This window comes from Methylocystis sp. Uni0008 (assembly GCF_056838045.1).
This window is the reverse complement of record NZ_CM166370.1, coordinates 2,274,911-2,292,168: the sequence shown is the minus strand read 5'-3', so window position 1 is coordinate 2,292,168 and position 17,258 is coordinate 2,274,911. Positions and strand designations below refer to the sequence as shown.

Here is a 17,258-nt window from a genome sequence, read left to right as displayed (position 1 = left end):
GCCCGTCGGGCGCTCAGGGGCGACTAAGAAGCAGCAGGCCGAAAAGCGGCAGGGAACGCGGCCGAGCGAATCCATGCGCGCGCGCCGGCGTCGCAGAGTCATTCGCAAAGTCGGTTGCGTAGGGCAACGATCTCGTCCCGTTCCGGCGGCGTTTGGCCGCAATCGGCGCAGAGAATAGCGCAAGAGTCCGCTGCGCCGCAAGCGCCGCCTGTCGGAAGGCCATGCGCCGGCTACAAAGATGACGCGCCCGCTTCAATAAGATGGCGGCTACGCCATATGCATGAGAGACTCGGCGGGCGATAATTTTTGCGCTTGAAACGCTTATGGCCCTTGCCCAAACGAACCTATGGGACCTAACATCAAAGGCATGGTCAAGACCGCATTCTCCATCCGTCATGCACGTCCGGGAGACGCAGAGCAGATCACGCGCGTTCATGACGCTTCCTGGCGGTATGCCTATCGCGGCGTCATTCCTGGCACCGAGCTGGAGCGGATGATCGCTCGCCGCGGCCCGAACTGGTGGCACTCGGCGATCGTGCGCGGCACCGGCCTTCTCGTGCTCGACTTCGACGACGATATCGTCGGCTACTCGACCTACGGGCGGAATCGCGTGCCGTCGATGCCCTATTCCGGCGAGATCTTCGAGATCTACCTTGCGCCGGAGCAGCAGGGGCTTGGCCTGGGGCGTCGGCTGTTCAACGCCACGCGACGCGAACTCGCCGAGCACGGCTATCTTTCGACCATCGTCTGGGCGCTCGCCGACAATGAAAAGGCGCTCGCCTTCTATCGTAGCCTCGGCGGACAGACGATCCGCCGCGCCGAGGAGCGGTTCGGCTCCGACATGTTGACGCGCGTCGCGTTCGGTTTCGTTTCGGCGCCGGTGCGGTAAGCGGCAAGCATTTTCCACCAAATAGACGCAAGCAGTTGCGGTAGGATGTAGACGTCGCGGCGCCATGATTCTCGGCAGGGCGCGTGGGCGTGCGTATCCCCTCACTCAAGATCGAACGGAGCGCCGGCCGCTGTGGCCGCGCGCTCAAAAACTCATCGGAGCACTTGAATGCGTCTTGACGCCATTCCGATCGGCGCGAACCCGCCTCACGAAGTCAATGTCGTCGTGGAAGTCCCGCTTGGCGGCGAGCCGATCAAATATGAGCTCGACAAAGCCTCGGGCACGCTCTTCGTCGATCGGTTCCTCTATACGGCGATGCGCTATCCCGGCAATTACGGCTTCATTCCGCATACGCTTTCGGACGACGGCGACCCTTGCGACGTGCTCGTCGCCAACACCCGTCCGGTCGCGCCAGGCGCCGTGATCGCGGTTCGGCCGATCGGCGTCTTGCGCATGACCGACGAGGCCGGCGGGGACGAAAAGATCGTCGCCGTGCCCTCCACGCGGCTCACGCAGCGCTATGTCGACGTCGAGAATTACACCGACCTTCAGGAAATGACCTGGCGACGCATCGAGCACTTCTTCATGCACTACAAGGATCTCGAGCCCGGCAAATGGGCGAAGGTCGCCGGCTGGGGCGACGCCGCCGAGGCGCGCGCGCTGATCGCCGACGCGATCGAGCGGGCCAGCTCGGCCAAATAACTCAAGGAAGCGGCGGCGTTCGCGACACCACGCCCTTCTTGAAACACGCCGGCCTGTCTTTCCAGGCGACAATGCCATTGTCGGTCGCGGCGAAGCTTCGCGCCGAATCGATCAGTTCGTCGACGTGGCTGCCGGCGGCGAGATCGCCGATCACATAGGTCCATTTTCCGGCGCCCGCGAAGGCGATCGTCGCCGGGCGCTTGCACACCGCGAGGCACTCCACCGGCTCGACGGCGATGGCGAGATTGCGTTCGTCGAGCCGCGCGCGCAGCGCCTCCAGCAACAGCGCGCCCGGACGCGCGTCGGCGTCTGCGCCATCGCGGCACGAGACGCAAACAAAGAGTGTGACGCCGGGCGCAGCCATTTCTTCCTCCTGTCCCTCAACGCGCCTTCTCGATCAAAGCCGCGCCAAAGACAAGCGGCGCTGCGCAGCTCAGGGATTATATGCGCAGCGCGCGCCGCCGCCGCCCTTCTCCGCCACTTCGTCGGCGTCGACGATGCAGTCGAGCGCCGTGATCGACGCGTGCGAGGCGCCGGCCGCGCCTTCTAGGGCGACGCCATTCTCGATCAAAGTCGCATAGAGCTCATGCGCCTTGCGGCCGCGCAGCTCGACCTTCTTGGCGCCGAAGGTCAATTCGCAGGCGCGCGAGGTGATGTCGACGTTGCCGGCGCGGCAGTCGATCGCGTCGGCTTTGACGGCGATGCGCAGATCCTTCGCATGCGGCGCGTCAGCGCGTCCGCTGAAATAGGCGGCGAGAAGCTTCTTGTTGGGAGCGCTCGTCTGCGGCGCCAGTTCGCCGACGATCGCCGACAGCGCCAGCGCGTTCGCGCCATTGCTCGCCCCCGCCTGAGCGGCGACGGGCGCGAAAGCGACCAGGAGAAGAAAACGAGCCATTTTGGAAGCGATCATGACGATTCCCCGAATGAAAGCATCTACTCAAAGACGATAAGCCTCTCCGGCGAAACTGCGGCGCTCGCGCGTCGCGCCCGCGGCGGCGGCGAAATCTTATCCGCCATTGGCGCGGCCGTGAATGCGCAAGATGGGGGGCGAGAAATCGTGGGAGCTGTGGGCGCGGCGAAAACGCTTACGCTGCGTCCTGCCCGTTCGCGACCTTGCGACGTGCGAAAGTCAGACGGGGAGCGCGCCCGAGTCGGTCGCATTGGTTTGCGAGATGCGACACGCTTTCAACATGAACGTTGCGCGTCTCGGTGCGCACGCCAAGAGCGCGGAGCTTGGCGAAAGCTCGCGACAGCGTCTCCTGCTTCACGCCGAGACGCGCGGCAATCAGGCGCTTGTCGTAAGGCAATCGGAAACGGCACCGATCTTCGCCTGGCGGGCAGAGCGCAAGTATGAAATGGGCAAGTCGCTGATCGGCGTTGTGGCTCTTGAGCGTCTCGATCTCGACGATGAGGCGCGCAATGCTTTTACTGTATTCCTCCATCACCGCTGCGCACAGCGAGGGCGATTCCTTCACCAGTCGGACAAGGCGGGCTGCAGGGAGCTTGATGACGCGCGTCGCGCCCACCGCCTCGGCGGAGAATGTATGAACTTCGCCGCCTTTGATCGGGAGTTCGCCGATCATTTCACCGCCCGAGCAGATGCTGATGAGCGTCTGCCGTCCCGACGAAATGCGCAGCAGCTTGACGTAGCCGCTCAGAACGAATGCGACCTCCAAGACTGCGGCGCCTTGGTGGAAGAGCGTATCTCCGTCCGCAAGCGACTCGATGCTGGCGTCCGCCGAAAGCCACGACAACGCCGCGTCGTCGACCCCGGCAAAGACCGGCGAGCTGCGTAGTTCTCCCACGCCGGCAGGCTGCGGCGCGCGGCGAGCGCCGCGGCCCTTTCGAGATGCGACGTCAAAGTTCTGCGGAGAGTGGCCGGTCTCGATCGTCAAGCTCGCGCCCTCTTCTCAAGCGCAAGAAATCGCGCACGTCATCCGGTGGATGACGCGCCGCATGAAGCGGAGGCGCCGCCGCTCCCTCCTGCGCATGTCTCGGTAACTGCCGCCAAAGGAGAGGCTATCCCGAACAGTCGGAAGGCGGAAGGCGATGAGCGCGGGACAAACCGTCGCACGGGCTCGGGTTATCGGCCGCCGCGCTCCAGCAGGAAAACCGCCTGTTCGCCGAAGAGATTCCAGACCCACCAGGGAGCGTTGAAGCGGATCGGCGCGCCGGCGCGATCCAGGGCCACGCCGCGCTCGATATGCGCGCCGAGTTCGTCGACGAGTTCGACGAAATCGCGAATGGTGCACAGATGAATGTTCGGCGTGTCATGCCAATGATAGGCGAGGCGCCCGGTCACTGGCATGCGGCCGGTCAAGGAGAGCTGCGCGCGCACGCGCCAATATCCGAAATTGGGAAATGAGACGATGGCGCTCCGCCCGATGCGCAGCATGTTGGCGAGCGCCGCGCGCGGGCGCCGGGTCGCCTGCAGCGTCTGAGAGAGAATGACGTAGTCGAAGCCATCGTCCGGGTAGTCGGCAAGGTCCGTATCCGCGTCGCCCTGAATGACGGACAGCCCCTTTGCGACGCATTCATTGACGCCGCGCTGCGAGAGTTCGACGCCGCGCCCGTCGACGCCCTTCTTCTGGCCCAGGAGCTGCAGCAAGGCGCCGTCGCCGCAGCCGACATCGAGCACGCGCGCGCCTGGCGCGACCATCTCGGCGATGACGGCGAGATCGAGCCGCGGGTGATCGAGCGGATGCGACGGCTGTTCGGACGCGTCGGCGACAGACGTGAAATTCATTTCGCGCCTCCCGAAGGCGCGAGGCCGCGCGCCGTTGCGGCCGAATCGAGAAAGCCGCGCGTCGTGGCAATGAACATCGGCTCGTGCAGCAGGAACGCGTCGTGCCCCTTGTCGGATTCGATTTCGACGAAGGACACCGATGCGCCGCCGGCGTTGAGCGCGTGGACGATGGCGCGCGAATCCGACGTTGGATAGAGCCAGTCGGAAGTGAAGGAGACGACGCAAAAACGCGTCTTCGTGTCCTTGAAGGCCATCGCCAGCGAGCCGCCATAGTCGGCGGCGAGATCGAAATAGTCGCAGGCGCGCGTCACGAAGAGATAGGAGTTCGCGTCGAAGCGCTCGACGAAGGCGAGGCCCTGGTAGCGCAGGTAGTTCTCGACCTGAAAATCAGCGTCGAAGGAGAAGGTCGGCGCGCTGCGGTCCTGCAGCTTGCGGCCGAATTTACGCTGCAGCGCCGCCTCCGACAGATAGGTGATATGCGCCGACATGCGCGCCACCGCGAGGCCCTTTTCGGGCCGCACGCCCTGCTCCTGATAGCGCCCCGAGCGCCAGTCGGGATCGGCCATCACCGCCTGCCGGCCGACCTCGTGAAAGGCGATGTTCTGCGCCGTATGTTTGGCGGCGGTCGCGATCGGCATCGCCGAAAACACCCGCTCCGGATAGCTCGCGGCCCATTGCAGCACCTGCATGCCGCCCATCGAGCCGCCGGCGACGCAGAACAGCGTCTCGATGCCGAGGTGATCGATGAGCATCGTCTGCGCGCGCACCATGTCGCGAATGGTGACGACGGGAAAATCGAGCCCATAGGGCTTGCCGGTCGCGGGATTCGTCGACGCCGGGCCGGTCGTCCCCATGCAGCCGCCGACGACATTGGAGCAGATCAGGAAATAGCGGCCGGTGTCGAAGGGCTTGCCGGGGCCGACCATGGCTTCCCACCAGCCGGGCTTGCCGGTGACGGGATGGACGCCGGCCGCGTATTGGTCGCCGGTCAGCGCATGACAGAGCAGGATGGCGTTGCTGCGCGCGGCGTTGAGCGCGCCATAGGTCTCGTAGGCGAGGGCGAGCGGCGCGATTCGGCCGCCGCCGTCCGTCAACAGCGGGCGGTCGGGCTGAAAGACAACGGTTTTCGGTGCCAGGCCCTCGCCGCAGGCCGGCCGCGCCTCTGATAATATGGACAAGCGATCTTCCCAGCGTTCGATATGCCGAACAATTCGTTCGGCAACATCGATGCGGGCGGCTAAGGTGTCAAGCGCAAGCGCGCCTGCCGGCCGCTTTGTCGCGGCGGCTGGCGGGAATGATCGCGGGCTCCCCTCAATCGAAAAGCGTCGGCGGCGGCTCGCCCGGCGGCGGCGCGCTCATCGTCTCAATGGCGGCGGCGAGCTGCGCGAGGTCTTCGGGGCGGGACAGCCGATGATCGCCGTCGGCGATAAAGGTCAGAGTCACGGGGTCGGCGTTCAGATGTTCGACGATGGTCAGCGCATGCCGCCAGGGAACGGCTTCATCGCGCATCCCTTGCAAGATATGCACGCGCGCATGTGCGCGAATGAGGCCGCCGAGCAGCAGATGATTGCGCCCCTCTTCGATCAGCCGCCTTGTGACCGGCCCGTGATCCGGCTCCTTGGCGGGCAGGACGCCGTTTTCCATCAGTTCGCGGCGCGTCGCGTGGTCGAATGTTTCCCACATCAGCGCCTCGGTGAAGTCGACCGCCGGCGCAAGCAGGATGAGTCCGGCGAGCCGCGCGCTCTCGCCCCTTGCGGCGAGCCGCCGCGCCAGCAGCAGCGCGATCCAGCCGCCCATCGAGCTGCCCATGACGATCTGCGGCCCCTGCGTGGAGGTCTCGAAAACGGCGCAGCTTTGCTCCAGCCAGTCGCCGATGCAGCCGTCTTCGAAACGCCCGTCCGATCGGCCATGGCCCGAATAGTCGAAGCGCAGGAAAGCGCGGCCGCGCGCCTTCGCCCATTCATCGAGGAAGCTCGCCTTGGTTCCGTCCATATCGGAGGCGAAGCCGCCGAGCCAGACGAGTCCTGGCGCCTTTCCGGACTGGGGCGTGGCGCGCCGCAATCGCCGCGCGATGCGCCAGACGCCCCCCGCCGGATTGGGAATGTCGAGGAAGTCGAGAGTGTCCGGCAAGAGCGTTCGCTGAGGCTCGAAAGGAGGCGTCGCAAGTGAAAATAGGCGCGTTGCTCATAGTTGGTAAAGGATCTCGCAACAGAATGCTGCAGCCGGACGATTCTGTCCGGGGCTCTCACTAGCCCGGCAATGTCGCAACAGCTCGCCACGATCGTCGCCCCCGACCAGAGGCTGGCCGGCCGCACGATCTTGCAGATCGTCCCCGATCTCCAGTCGGGCGGGGCGGAGCGCGCGACGGTGGATGTGGCGGAGGCCTTGAGCCGCGTCGGCGCGCGCTGCCTTGTGGCGTCGCGCGGCGGCCGCATGGTCAGCGAGCTGCAGTCGAAAGGCGGCGTCTGGGCGCCCTTTCCGGCGGCGACGAAGAATCCCTTCGCGATGGCGCTCAATTCCGTGCAGCTCGCGCGAATCATCCGCGACGAGGGCGTCGACATCGTGCATGCGCGTTCGCGCGCCCCCGCCTGGGTCGCCTATTACGCGGCGCGACAGACAGGCGCGAAGCTCGTCACCACCTATCACAGCGCCTATGGCGGCGAGTCGGCGATCAAGCTGCGCTACAACGCCATCATGTCGGCGGGCGACGCGGTGATCGCCATTTCGGAATACGCCGCGCAGCGCATTCGCGAACTGCATCCGGAAAGCGCCGAACGCGTCGTGGTCGTCCCGCGCGGCGCGGATTTGCGCGCCTTCTCGCCGCCCGCCGTCGATCGGCGCCGCGTCGAGCGCCTGCGCGCAGCGTGGGGCGTCGGGCCGCATGATCGCGTCGTGCTGCTGCCCTCGCGGCTTTCGGCGCGAAAGGGGCATTCGGTTCTGATCGAGGCGACCAAGCGGCTGATCAAGGAAGGTTTCCCCGACCTGCGCGTGATTTTCGCGGGCGACCCGCACAGCGAGTCCTTCCGTCGCGCCCTCGAGGCGCAGATCGAGCAGGCAGGTGTGGGGGATGTCGTTCGCAGCGTCGGCTACTGCGAAGACATGCCCGCCGCCTACATGGCGGCCGCGGTTGTCGTCGCGCCGGCGACGGAGCCGGAGGCGTTCGGCCGGATCGCCGTCGAAGCCCAGGCGATGGGCGCGCTGGTCATCATCTCGGACATGGGCGCCGCGCCGGAAATCGTCCGGGCGCCGCCCCAGACGCCCCGCCATCTCGCGACGGGTTGGCGGACGCCGCCCGGCGATCCGCTCGCCCTCGCCGACGCCATCGCCGAGGCGCTGAGCGTGACGGCCTCGGCGCGCGACGATCTGGCGCTTCGGGCGCGACGAAACGTGCAGGACCGCTTCTCGGTGGAGGAGATGCAGCGAGCGACGCTGCATGTCTATGAAGGACTCCTTGGGCTTTGACGCGGGTCAGTCGAGCTCATGCTGTCGCTTCGACGCCCGCCGAAGGCCGAAGAATCGCCAATAAGCCGCGCGAGCCTCGCCGCGTCGCCTCAACAAGGGAGCGGTCGAAATGAAGAGCAGCATGTTCGATCTTCGCTGGCGACGCTTCGCCGCCGCCGCGGTTTTGGCGCTGGCGGGCGCGCCGGCCGCATGGGCCGGAAACGAGCCTTACGGGGTCTGGATGCGGCCGGAGGCCGGCCAGCAGTTCAGCTTCTACGATTGCGGCGGCCTGCTTTGCGCGAAACTGATATCGGTTCGCAACGCCGAGGAGCAGCGCTCGATCGGTACGATCATTCTGCGCGGCGCCACGAAAAGCGGCCCGAGGGAATGGCGCGGCAAGCTCTACAACGCCAAGGACGGCAACACCTATGACGGGGTGATCACCCTCAAGTCGGCCAATGAACTGACGCTGAAGGGCTGTCTGTGGGGCGTGCTCTGCAAGGGCGAAACCTGGCGAAGAGCGACCGCGACGGCGGGAGTCAAGGCTCCGGACAAGGGCCAGGCGCCGGACGCTGACGAATAGCCGGGCGAAGGGGCCTTCCGTCACTGAATAACGCGAATCCTTCGCGCGACATCCTGCTCTTCGAATTATCGCGGAGGACGCCGTCAGCGTCGCGACTCCGGGCTCGAGCTCAGCTATCCAAACTGCGCGTGGCCGAGACAAACCTCCGCTGACCGAAGCCGTTGCGGACCAATGATTATTTTGTCGCGCGACAGCCGCTGGATTTGGTAGGGTTCCTCCGTCAATCGGACTGAGGTCGCGGCCAGCGCCAGCGTCGCATCCGCCGGGCGCGCATGCGCGCCCGGCGGCGCAACTTTTGCTGTCTCATCGTCATCGCCGTGCGACCCATTTCTCCTGCGCATGGAGCAGCGCGAGCAACGAGGCGGCATGACGAGTTCCCTACATTTAGAATCCTATCGAGAAGCGCTTGTTTTTCTCGCCACGGCGGGCGTCGTCGTCCCGCTGTTTCATCGCATGAAGATTTCGCCGGTGCTGGGCTTTCTCTTCGCCGGCGCCGCTCTGGGGCCGTTCGGCCTCGGCAGGTTCGCCCGCGATCATGAATGGGCGCGCTACTTCACCATCACCAATGTCGAGGGCGTTTCCGATCTCGCCGAATTCGGCCTGGTCTTTCTGCTGTTCATGATCGGTCTCGAACTGTCCTGGGAGCGGCTCGTGCGCTTGCGCGAACTCGTCTTCGGACTGGGTCTGGCGCAGGTCGTCGTTTGCACCGCGGTGCTCGCCACGGTCGGTCACGTGTGGTTCGGGGTCGATGTGGCTCCCGGGATTCTCATCGGCATTGCCCTGGGCATGTCTTCCACCGCCGTCGTCATGCCGGTGCTCGCTGAGGGAAAGCGGCTGAACAAAACGCCCGGCAAAGTCGCCTTTTCCGTGCTGCTGCTGCAGGATTTGATGGTCGCGCCTGCGCTGTTCTTCGTTTCCGTGCTGGCGAAAGCGAAGAATGGCGTCGACGGCGAGAGCGGGTTCAGCGCGGTCGACGCGCTGTGGACATTTCTGCCGGCTTTCGTCGCGCTGGCCGGGCTCATCATCATTGGTCGTCTGTTGTTGCGGCCGCTGTTCCGCCTCGTCGCCTCCGTGCAACTGACCGAACTCTTCATGGCGGCCTGCCTCCTCGTGGTGATCGGCGAGGCCATCATCACCGCCGCAGCAGGACTATCGATGGGGCTCGGCGCCTTCATCGCCGGGCTGCTGCTCGCGGAGACGGAATTCAGGCGCGAGATCGAGGTGACGATCGAACCCTTCAAGGGTCTGCTGCTCGGCCTCTTCTTCGTTTCCGTCGGCGCGAGCCTCGACATGAGCGCCGTGGCCGCAGACCCCGAAAACTTCGCGTTGTACGCGGTCGGCCTGATCGCGATTAAGGCGGTGCTGATCTTTGGCCTCGCGCGCGCCTTCCGAATCGAATGGCGCGCCTCGGCAGAAGCCGCGCTGCTGCTCGCGCCGGGGGGCGAATTCGCCTTCGCCTTGCTGACGTCGGCGATGAGCGCAGGCGTGCTGCCCGGCCGCTTCGGCGCCGACGCCATGATCGTCGTCACCTTAAGCATTTTCGCCATCCCGTTCCTCGGCCGCTTTGGCGCACGACTCTCGCGCCGCGCGGCGGTTGTTGCGGATGACGCGCAATACGCGCATCTCGCCCCCGAGGGACAGATCGCCGAGGGTCGCGTCGTGATCGTCGGCTATGGCCGAATCGGCAGCCTCGTCGGCGACATGCTGTCGCGGCACGACATCCCGTTCGTGGCGGTCGAAGACGTCGTCTCGACCGTGGCGGAGGCGCGCGAACAGGGGATCGAAATTTATTGGGGTAATGCGGCGCGGCGCGAATTCCTGGTGCGCTGCGGAGTCGCTCAGGCTCGCGCGCTCGTGGTGACGATCGAGAACGCCCGCTCCGCGGAGGAGGTCGTGCGGCTGGCGCATGAGATTCGCAATGATCTGACGATCGTGGCCCGCGCCCGCGACGCCGGCCACGCGACGGAGCTTTATAAGCTCGGCGCGACCGACGCGATTCCCGAAACGGTCGAAGCAAGCCTGCAGCTTGCCGAAACCGTGCTCGTCGATATCGGCGTGCCGATGGGCTACGTCATCGCCTCGATCCATGAAAAGCGCGACGAATTCCGCAAGCTGCTGCAGCCTTCGGACAAGGACGCGCGCGCGCGTCAGACCGATCGGCGCAACAGGATCAAGCGGGAGCAGGCGCGCCGGCGCATCTCCGGACGCGCCGCGGAAGAGAGGGAGGAGGAGGCGTAACAGCGCGCCTACAACCTCCAGAGTCCGAGCGCGATCGTCGCGAGGGTGAGCGGCGCGCCGACCTTGAAATAGGCCCAGAAGCCGATCGTCACACCGAGCGCTCGCGCGCGCTCGACGACGATGAGATTGGCGATCGAGCCGACGAGCGTGAAATTGCCGGCGAGAGTCGAAGCCATGGCGACGATCAGCCACGCGCGCTTCGGCTCGCTCAGCTCCGCGACGAAGGGCTTCAGCGCGAGGACCGCCGGCACATTGCTGACGATGTTGGAGAGCACGGCGGAGACGAGCGCGAGCGTCGGCGCCTGATCGAGGTGAAGCGCTCCGAAGCCGGCGACCTCTCCGGGCGTCAGGACGACCTTGTCGAAAGCGGCGACGACGATGAACAGCCCCGCGAACATCAGCAGCAGCGGCCAGTCGATCTCGTGATAGATCTTCTTGGAGCCGATCCGCCGCGTCAGCAGCAAGAGCCCGCCGGCGACGATCGCCGCCTTGGCGGGCGGAACGCCGGCGAAAAAGAACCCGATCATCGCCGCGGTGATCAGCAGCGCCTTGGAGGCGAGCGCGGCGTGATAGGGCCGCGCCACCGGCGCGATCGGCGCCAGCTTCTCGCGCGTCAGGAACTCACGCGGAAAGGCAAGCGCCACGAAAACGATCGTCAGCGCGACGCCGGCGAGCGCGAGGGGCCAGAGCGCCTGGGCAAAGTCGCCGTAGGATATGCCGGAGGCGCCGGCGATGATCATATTCTGCGGATTGCCGGTGATCGTCGCGACGCTGCCGACATTGGAGGCGAGCGGTATTGAAAGAACATAGGGCGTCGGATCGCGCTTTAGGCGCTGCGTCAGATCGACGATCAAGGGGGGCATCACGAGGCAGATCGCATCATTGACGAGAAAGGCGGAAAAAAGCCCCGTCGCCGCCGCGACCGCCACGAGAAGGATGATCGGCCGCCGCGCGGCGTCCGCGAGCCAGTCGGCGGCGCGGCGAAAGAAGCCCGAAAGCCGCAGATTGGCGACAACAATCATCATGCCCAGCAACAGGGTGATGGCGTCGAAATCGATCGCCCGATAGGCCTCATCGAGCGTCAGCGCGCCGACGCCGATCATCAGGCTCGCGCCGAGCAGCGCGCCGCCGGCGCGGTCGAGGCGATAATAGGGCAGCTTGCCGATCGCGAGCACGAGATAGGTCGCCGCAAAGATCGCCGTGACGGCTGCTGTCTCTGGGGTCGGAGTCGGCAGCCGGCTCAGGATCGACATCAGTTCGCCGACGCCAAGGAATGCGGCGCCCGCGAGCGCCGCGCCGCCCCCGACGATGATGGCGGTGAGAATCCCGAGCCAGAGTGTGAGGAAAGCGTGGCGCGTCGCGCCTGGGGCGGGCTGGGGCGGGAGAGGCATCAACTCGCCGGATTAGAGGGCGCGCCATCGAAGACTACGCAGGCGCACTGGGTTATGGCGCCTGGCCGCGCTTGCGCCAAGCTGGCTCCGCCGATTTCCTATTGTGCGGCATGGTTAATAGTTATATTCCTATCGATAGGAAATTCTTCCGAATCGCGGCTCCCATGTCCGACATTCTCACCCACGCCCAGATCTGGGCGGCGATAGACGCGCTCGGCGAACGCTACGGGCTGACGCCGTCGGGCCTTGCGCGCAAGGCCGGTCTCGACCCCACGACCTTCAACCGCTCCAAACGCGAGACGGCGAGCGGGCGCCAGCGTTGGCCGTCGACCGAATCGATCGCGAAAGTGTTGCAGGCGACGGGAGCCGGGCTCGACGAATTCATGTCGCTCGTGACCGCGAACAGCGCCGCGGGCCGGCTGCGCCACACGCGGCCGCTGATCGGCCTGGCGCAGGCCGGCGTCGGCGGCTTTTTCGACGATGCGGGCTTCGCCACCGGCGCGGGCTGGGACGAGATCGACGTGCTCGCGGAGGCCGACGAGAATTCCTACGCGCTGGAGATATCCGGCGACTCGATGGCGCCGCTTTACCGCGACGGCGACGTGGTGATCGTCTCGCCCTCCGCCCCCGTGCGGCGCGGCGACCGCGTGGTCGTGAAGACCACCTCGGGCGAGGTCATGGCCAAGGAGCTGAAACGCGAGACGGCGCGGACCATCGAGCTGCGCTCGGTCAATCCCGCCTATCCCGACCGCACGATTCCCCGCGACGAGGTCAGCTGGATCGCCCGCATCCTCTGGGCCAGCCAGTGACTGTGACGCTTAGCCGCCTTTCGCCGCATCTAGCCTGGGGCGGATGCAGCTGTGCTATAAGCTTCAAACTCTTACGCCCGCTTCAATCCAGGTGAACGCCGCCATGCGTGTTTCTTTGACCGCCTCTCTTGTCGCGCTCCTCGTCAGCGGCCCGGCGTTCGCCGACGCCGGCCTCAGGGACAAGGCGAAAGATCTGTTTCAGCCGATTCCTTCAGCGCCGCCGGCGATTCCTGGCGAAACCGCGACGCCGGAAAAACTCGCGCTCGGCAAGATGCTCTATTTCGAGCCGCGGCTTTCTGGAAGCGGCGATGTGAGCTGCGCCGACTGCCACAATCTGAGCATGGGCGGCGTCGACGGCGGCAAGCTCTCGGGCGGCCACAATGCGCAGCTCGCCGGCCGCGAAGTGCTCACGGTCATGAACGCTATTTTCAACAAGTCGCAATATTGGGACGGGCGCGCCGCCAATCTTTCGGATCAGGTCGTCAATTCGGTGATGGCCAATCCGAAGGCGATGTTGAAAACGCGCGGCGGCCCCATGGCGATCAATCCGACGGAACATGCGGCGGCGAAGCAGCGCGCCGTCGAGCAGTTCAAAAAGATCCCTGGCTATGTGGCGGCCTTCAAACAGGCCTTTCCCGAGCAGAGCGATCCCGTCGCCTACGACAATATCGGGCGCGCCATCGCGCTCTTCGAGGCGACGCTGATCACGCCCGACGCGCCCTTCGACCGCTGGCTCAAGGGAGACGATCAGGCCCTGTCCGACGCGCAGAAGGAGGGGCTGAAGCTCTTCATCGATAAGGGCTGCGCGACCTGCCACAACGGCGTCAACGTCGGGGGCGGGATGTTTGCGCGGTTCGGCGTCGTCAAACAGCCGGCGCCGGAATATTTGCCGCCCGACGATTGGGGGCGCTTCGCCGTCACCAAGGCGATCGCCGACAAATACGCCTTCAAGGTTCCTTCGCTGCGCAACGTCGAACTGACGGCGCCCTATTTCCACACCGGCGCGACCTTCGATCTGAAGAAGGCCGTCGCGGTGATGGGCGAAAGCCAGCTTGGCGTCGAACTCAGCCCCGACGAGACCGACAAGATCGTCGCCTTCCTGGAATCGCTGACGGGGCGTCAGCCGGAAGTCGTCCTGCCGATCCTGCCGCCGCGCACCGCGCCGCCGGAGGCGCCCTGAGCGCCGCTGAGGCTCCAGGGCTAAATCTCGATCGTTGAGGCGCGCCGGCTCTGCATGCGCCTCTTGATCTGGCGTATTCCGGCGAGCTGACCGCGAAGCGCGTCTATCGCGTCACGCTCGTCCTGATTGGCGGGCTCGAAATTCTTGAGCAGGATTTCGAGCGCGTCGCCGATGCGGCCAATCTGACGTCCGTAGCTGCCGACTTCTTCGAGAATCTCCTGCTCGATGTCAGGGCGAGGCGTCTGACCAAAGTTGACGTTGATGATGCCGAATGACGCGCCCTGCTGAAAAAAGGTGAGCGGGTTGATCGGCTGAAAAAGCCGCTCCGGCGCCAATGAAATTTGAAATGGTTTCGACATGATAGGTTTTCCTTCGACCCTTGCTGTGAATCGCTAAGCGGCGGCCTCTTTCTTCTCCCACCGCAACACCGGCTTTCGCGCCGCGAGCGCTTCGTCCACGCGCCTGCGCGGCGCGAGCCGCGGCGCGGGACCAAAGCGACCGACTTCCCCGGCTTTCGCGCTTCGCGCGAGATCGCGCAGCGTCGCGATGAAGAGATCGAGCGAGGCTTTCGATTCCGATTCCGTCGGCTCGATGAGCATCGCGCCATGCGCGACGAGCGGAAAATAGATCGTCATCGGATGGTAGCCTTCATCGATCATCGCCTTGGCGAAGTCGAGCGTCGTCACGCCGGTGCCGCGCAGCCAGGCGTCGTCGAACAGGACTTCATGCATGCAGATGCGGTCGCCAAAGGGCTGAGTCATCACGTCGCGCAGCGAGGCGCGCACATAATTCGCGGCGAGCACCGCGTCTTTGGACGCCTGCGCGAGACCGTCGGACCCATGCGCCAGCATATAGGCAAGCGCTCGGACGAACATGCCCATCTGCCCGTGGAAGGCGGTCAAGCGGCCGAAGCTCTGCGTGCCTTCCGCGTCTTCGACGAGTTCCAGCGCGTCGCCCTTGCGGCGGATGAAGGGCACCGGCGCGAAAGCTGAAAGACGCTCCGACAGCACCACTGGGCCCGCGCCGGGGCCGCCGCCGCCATGCGGCGTCGAGAAGGTCTTGTGCAGATTGATGTGCATGGCGTCGATGCCGAAGTCGCCCGGCCGCGCGACGCCGGCGATGGCGTTGAAATTCGCGCCGTCGCAATAGAAATAGCCGCCGGCCTCGTGCATCGCCTCCGCGATCTCGACGATCTCGCGCTCGAACAGCCCGCACGTGTTGGGGTTGGTCAGCATGATCGCCGCGACGTCGGAGCCCAGCGCCTCCTTCACGGCTTCGACGCGCACCGTCCCATCGGGCGCCGCCGGAACGACGCGAACCGAAAAGCCGAGCAGCGCGGCCGTCGCGGGATTAGTGCCATGCGCGGATTGCGGAATGAGCACGACGTTGCGCGTCGCGCCTTCTCCCTTCGCGGCGATCGCGCTCTTGATGGCCATCATGCCGCAGAGCTCGCCATGCGCGCCGGCTTTTGGCGACAGAGCCACGGCGTGCATGTTGGTGAGCGTCATCAGCCAATCGGCGAGCGTCTGCATCAGCGCAAGCGCGCCCTGCGCGGTCGACTGCGGCTGCAGCGGATGCAGATCCGCGAAGCCTTCATAGCGCGCGATCTTCTCGTTGCTGCGCGGATTGTGTTTCATCGTGCAGGAGCCGAGCGGATAGAGTCCCGCGTCGATCGAATAATTCTTGCGCGACAGGCGCACGTAATGGCGCATCGTCTCCGGTTCGGTCAGTCCCGGAAGCCCGAGCGGAGAGCTGCGCTCGAGCGACCCGAGCCGCGTCGCGACAGGAGCTGGGTCGTTGACGTCCACGCCGGTCGCGTCAAGCCGGCCGATTTCGAAGAGCAGCGGCTCTTCCTGATCGAGCCCGCGATTGCCGGTGAAGGTCGCGGGCGTCTTGTCGTCTTCGAGCGGTTCGACGACGGCGGGTCTGTCGAGCATCAGAGCGACTCCTTGAGCGCCGCGACAAATGCGTCGCGGTCTTCGTCCGTGTTGACTTCGGTGCTGGCGACGATCAGGAGATCGTCGAGGCCGGCGTTGGGCAAGAGCCGCGAAACGGGAACGCCTGAGAGAACGCCGCGCGCCGCCATTTTTTCGACGAGCGGGGCGGCGCCGCCTTCGACGCGCAGCGTAAACTCGTTGAAGAAGGTCTCGTTGAGCACATCGACCTTTGGAACGTCCGCCAGCATCTGCGCCAGCAGAACCGCGTTAGCGTGATTGACGCGCGCCAGCCGCGTCAGCCCCGCTTCGCCGAGCAGCGTCAGATGAATGGTGAAAGCGAGCGCGCAGAGGCCAGAATTGGTGCAGATGTTCGACGTCGCCTTGTCGCGCCGAATGTGCTGTTCGCGCGTCGACAGCGTCAGCACATAGGAGCGCCTGCCGTCGGCGTCGACGCTTTCGCCGGCAAGCCGGCCCGGCGTCTGCCGCAGGAATTCATGCCGCGTGGCGAAGAGGCCGACGTAAGGCCCGCCGAAATTCAGCGAATTGCCGATCGACTGTCCTTCGCCGACGACGATGTCGGCGCCCATCTCGCCTGGAGATTTCAGCAGTCCGAGCGACACGGCCTCGGTAAAGACGGCGATGAGCAGCGCGCCGTTGCGATGGCAGGCTTCCGCGACCTTCGTCAGATCGCGCAGATTGCCGAAGACGTCGGGCGTCTGCACGACGACGCAGGATAGCGTGTCGTCGATGCGCGCGACGAGATCTTCAACGCCGCCAACGTCCGGCGCCATCGTCGCCACTTCATCTTCGGCAAGGCGCGAGATCGTGCGGACGACTTCGGCGTAATGCGGATGCAGACCGCCAGAAAGAAGCGCCTTGCGCCGCTTGGTCAGGCGGTGCGCCATCAGCACGGCCTCGGCGGTCGCCGTCGAGCCGTCATACATCGAGGCGTTGGCGACCTCCATGCCTGTCAGCAGCGCGACCTGGGTCTGGAACTCGAAGAGATATTGCAGCGTGCCCTGCGAGATCTCCGGCTGATAGGGCGTGTAGCTCGTCAGAAACTCCGAGCGTTGAATCAGATGATCGACGCTCGCAGGAATGTGATGCTTGTAGGCGCCTGCGCCGACGAAGAAGGGCGCGCGCGAAGCGGGAAGATTGCGCGCGGAGAGCCTTGCGAAGAAACGTTCGACGTCGAGCTCCGACTTGCCCCTGGGCAGGTCGAGCGGCGCCTTTAACAGCGTCTCGGCCGGCGCGTCGGCGTAGAGCGCATCGATTGAAGGCGCGCCGATCGTCGCGAGCATCGCGCTCCTGTCGGCCTCTGACAGCGGATGATAGCGCATCG

At 65.5% G+C, this 17,258-nt stretch carries 17 protein-coding genes; 7 read left to right on the top strand and 10 right to left on the bottom strand.

Going from position 1 to position 17,258, the window contains the following annotated elements; all coding sequences use genetic code 11:
• Positions 1-367: 367 nt before the first annotated feature.
• Both AC0X69_RS11415 and ppa read left to right on the top strand, forming a co-directional pair.
• Entirely contained in the window at positions 368-889 is a 522-nt protein-coding gene (locus AC0X69_RS11415; RefSeq protein ID WP_482613382.1) for a GNAT family N-acetyltransferase, read from the top strand.
• A gap of 168 nt (positions 890-1,057) precedes the next feature.
• On the top strand, positions 1,058-1,591 hold the full coding sequence (ppa, locus tag AC0X69_RS11410) for an inorganic diphosphatase (protein ID WP_482607702.1): 534 nt from the start codon (positions 1,058-1,060) through the stop codon (positions 1,589-1,591).
• Between the two features lies 1 nt (position 1,592).
• Here the strand turns inward: ppa and AC0X69_RS11405 are convergent, their stop codons facing one another.
• From AC0X69_RS11405 to AC0X69_RS11380, 6 genes are all read right to left on the bottom strand, one after another.
• Positions 1,593-1,955, bottom strand: coding sequence for a DUF1636 family protein (locus tag AC0X69_RS11405; RefSeq protein ID WP_482607700.1), 363 nt, complete (start codon positions 1,953-1,955; stop codon positions 1,593-1,595).
• A 69-nt stretch (positions 1,956-2,024) separates the two neighbouring features.
• A complete protein-coding gene (locus AC0X69_RS11400; protein ID WP_482607698.1) occupies positions 2,025-2,486 on the bottom strand; it encodes a hypothetical protein in 462 nt (153 codons plus the stop codon).
• 190 nt (positions 2,487-2,676) lie between these two features.
• Complete coding sequence (locus AC0X69_RS11395; protein ID WP_482607696.1) at positions 2,677-3,486, bottom strand: Crp/Fnr family transcriptional regulator; 810 nt, start codon at positions 3,484-3,486, stop codon at positions 2,677-2,679.
• A gap of 188 nt (positions 3,487-3,674) precedes the next feature.
• Positions 3,675-4,337 (bottom strand): methionine biosynthesis protein MetW, encoded by a 663-nt coding sequence (gene metW / locus AC0X69_RS11390; protein ID WP_482607694.1) that lies wholly within the window; start codon positions 4,335-4,337, stop codon positions 3,675-3,677.
• Positions 4,334-5,509: a homoserine O-acetyltransferase MetX gene (gene metX / locus AC0X69_RS11385; RefSeq protein WP_482613380.1), complete on the bottom strand. Its 1,176-nt coding sequence runs from the start codon at positions 5,507-5,509 to the stop codon at positions 4,334-4,336. Before metX ends, metW begins: the two co-directional genes overlap by 4 nt.
• Before the next feature lie 139 nt (positions 5,510-5,648).
• Positions 5,649-6,467, bottom strand: a complete 819-nt coding sequence (locus AC0X69_RS11380; protein ID WP_482607692.1) for an alpha/beta hydrolase — start codon at positions 6,465-6,467, stop codon at positions 5,649-5,651.
• Between the two features lie 129 nt (positions 6,468-6,596).
• Here AC0X69_RS11380 and AC0X69_RS11375 point away from each other — a divergent pair, with 129 nt between their 5' ends.
• From AC0X69_RS11375 to AC0X69_RS11365, 3 genes are all read left to right on the top strand, one after another.
• Positions 6,597-7,799 (top strand): glycosyltransferase family 4 protein, encoded by a 1,203-nt coding sequence (locus tag AC0X69_RS11375; RefSeq protein ID WP_482607690.1) that lies wholly within the window; start codon positions 6,597-6,599, stop codon positions 7,797-7,799.
• A gap of 109 nt (positions 7,800-7,908) precedes the next feature.
• Positions 7,909-8,361, top strand: a complete 453-nt coding sequence (locus AC0X69_RS11370) for a DUF2147 domain-containing protein (RefSeq protein WP_482607688.1) — start codon at positions 7,909-7,911, stop codon at positions 8,359-8,361.
• A gap of 366 nt (positions 8,362-8,727) precedes the next feature.
• Entirely contained in the window at positions 8,728-10,599 is a 1,872-nt protein-coding gene (locus tag AC0X69_RS11365) for a cation:proton antiporter domain-containing protein (protein ID WP_482607686.1), read from the top strand.
• An 8-nt stretch (positions 10,600-10,607) separates the two neighbouring features.
• Here AC0X69_RS11365 and AC0X69_RS11360 read toward each other — a convergent pair whose 3' ends face one another.
• Complete coding sequence (locus AC0X69_RS11360; RefSeq protein WP_482607684.1) at positions 10,608-11,990, bottom strand: anion transporter; 1,383 nt, start codon at positions 11,988-11,990, stop codon at positions 10,608-10,610.
• A 164-nt stretch (positions 11,991-12,154) separates the two neighbouring features.
• Here AC0X69_RS11360 and AC0X69_RS11355 point away from each other — a divergent pair, with 164 nt between their 5' ends.
• Together AC0X69_RS11355 and AC0X69_RS11350 are read left to right on the top strand one after the other, a co-directional pair.
• The gene (locus AC0X69_RS11355) at positions 12,155-12,799 is read left to right on the top strand and encodes a S24 family peptidase (RefSeq protein ID WP_482607682.1); all 645 of its coding nucleotides are present in this window, start codon (positions 12,155-12,157) and stop codon (positions 12,797-12,799) included.
• A gap of 103 nt (positions 12,800-12,902) precedes the next feature.
• Positions 12,903-13,979 carry a cytochrome-c peroxidase gene (locus AC0X69_RS11350; RefSeq protein ID WP_482607681.1) on the top strand — a complete coding sequence of 359 codons (1,077 nt, stop codon included), beginning with the start codon at positions 12,903-12,905 and terminating at the stop codon, positions 13,977-13,979.
• 20 nt (positions 13,980-13,999) lie between these two features.
• Here the strand turns inward: AC0X69_RS11350 and AC0X69_RS11345 are convergent, their stop codons facing one another.
• Genes AC0X69_RS11345 through gcvPA form a run of 3 tightly spaced genes read right to left on the bottom strand, consistent with a single transcriptional unit; the run spans position 14,000 to position 17,256 of the window.
• Positions 14,000-14,338 (bottom strand): hypothetical protein, encoded by a 339-nt coding sequence (locus AC0X69_RS11345; RefSeq protein ID WP_482607680.1) that lies wholly within the window; start codon positions 14,336-14,338, stop codon positions 14,000-14,002.
• Between the two features lie 33 nt (positions 14,339-14,371).
• Entirely contained in the window at positions 14,372-15,916 is a 1,545-nt protein-coding gene (gene gcvPB, locus AC0X69_RS11340) for an aminomethyl-transferring glycine dehydrogenase subunit GcvPB (RefSeq protein ID WP_482607679.1), read from the bottom strand.
• Complete coding sequence (gcvPA, locus tag AC0X69_RS11335) at positions 15,916-17,256, bottom strand: aminomethyl-transferring glycine dehydrogenase subunit GcvPA (RefSeq protein WP_482607677.1); 1,341 nt, start codon at positions 17,254-17,256, stop codon at positions 15,916-15,918. The genes gcvPB and gcvPA overlap by 1 nt, the downstream gene beginning before the upstream one ends.
• Between the last annotated feature and the right edge of the window lie 2 nt (positions 17,257-17,258).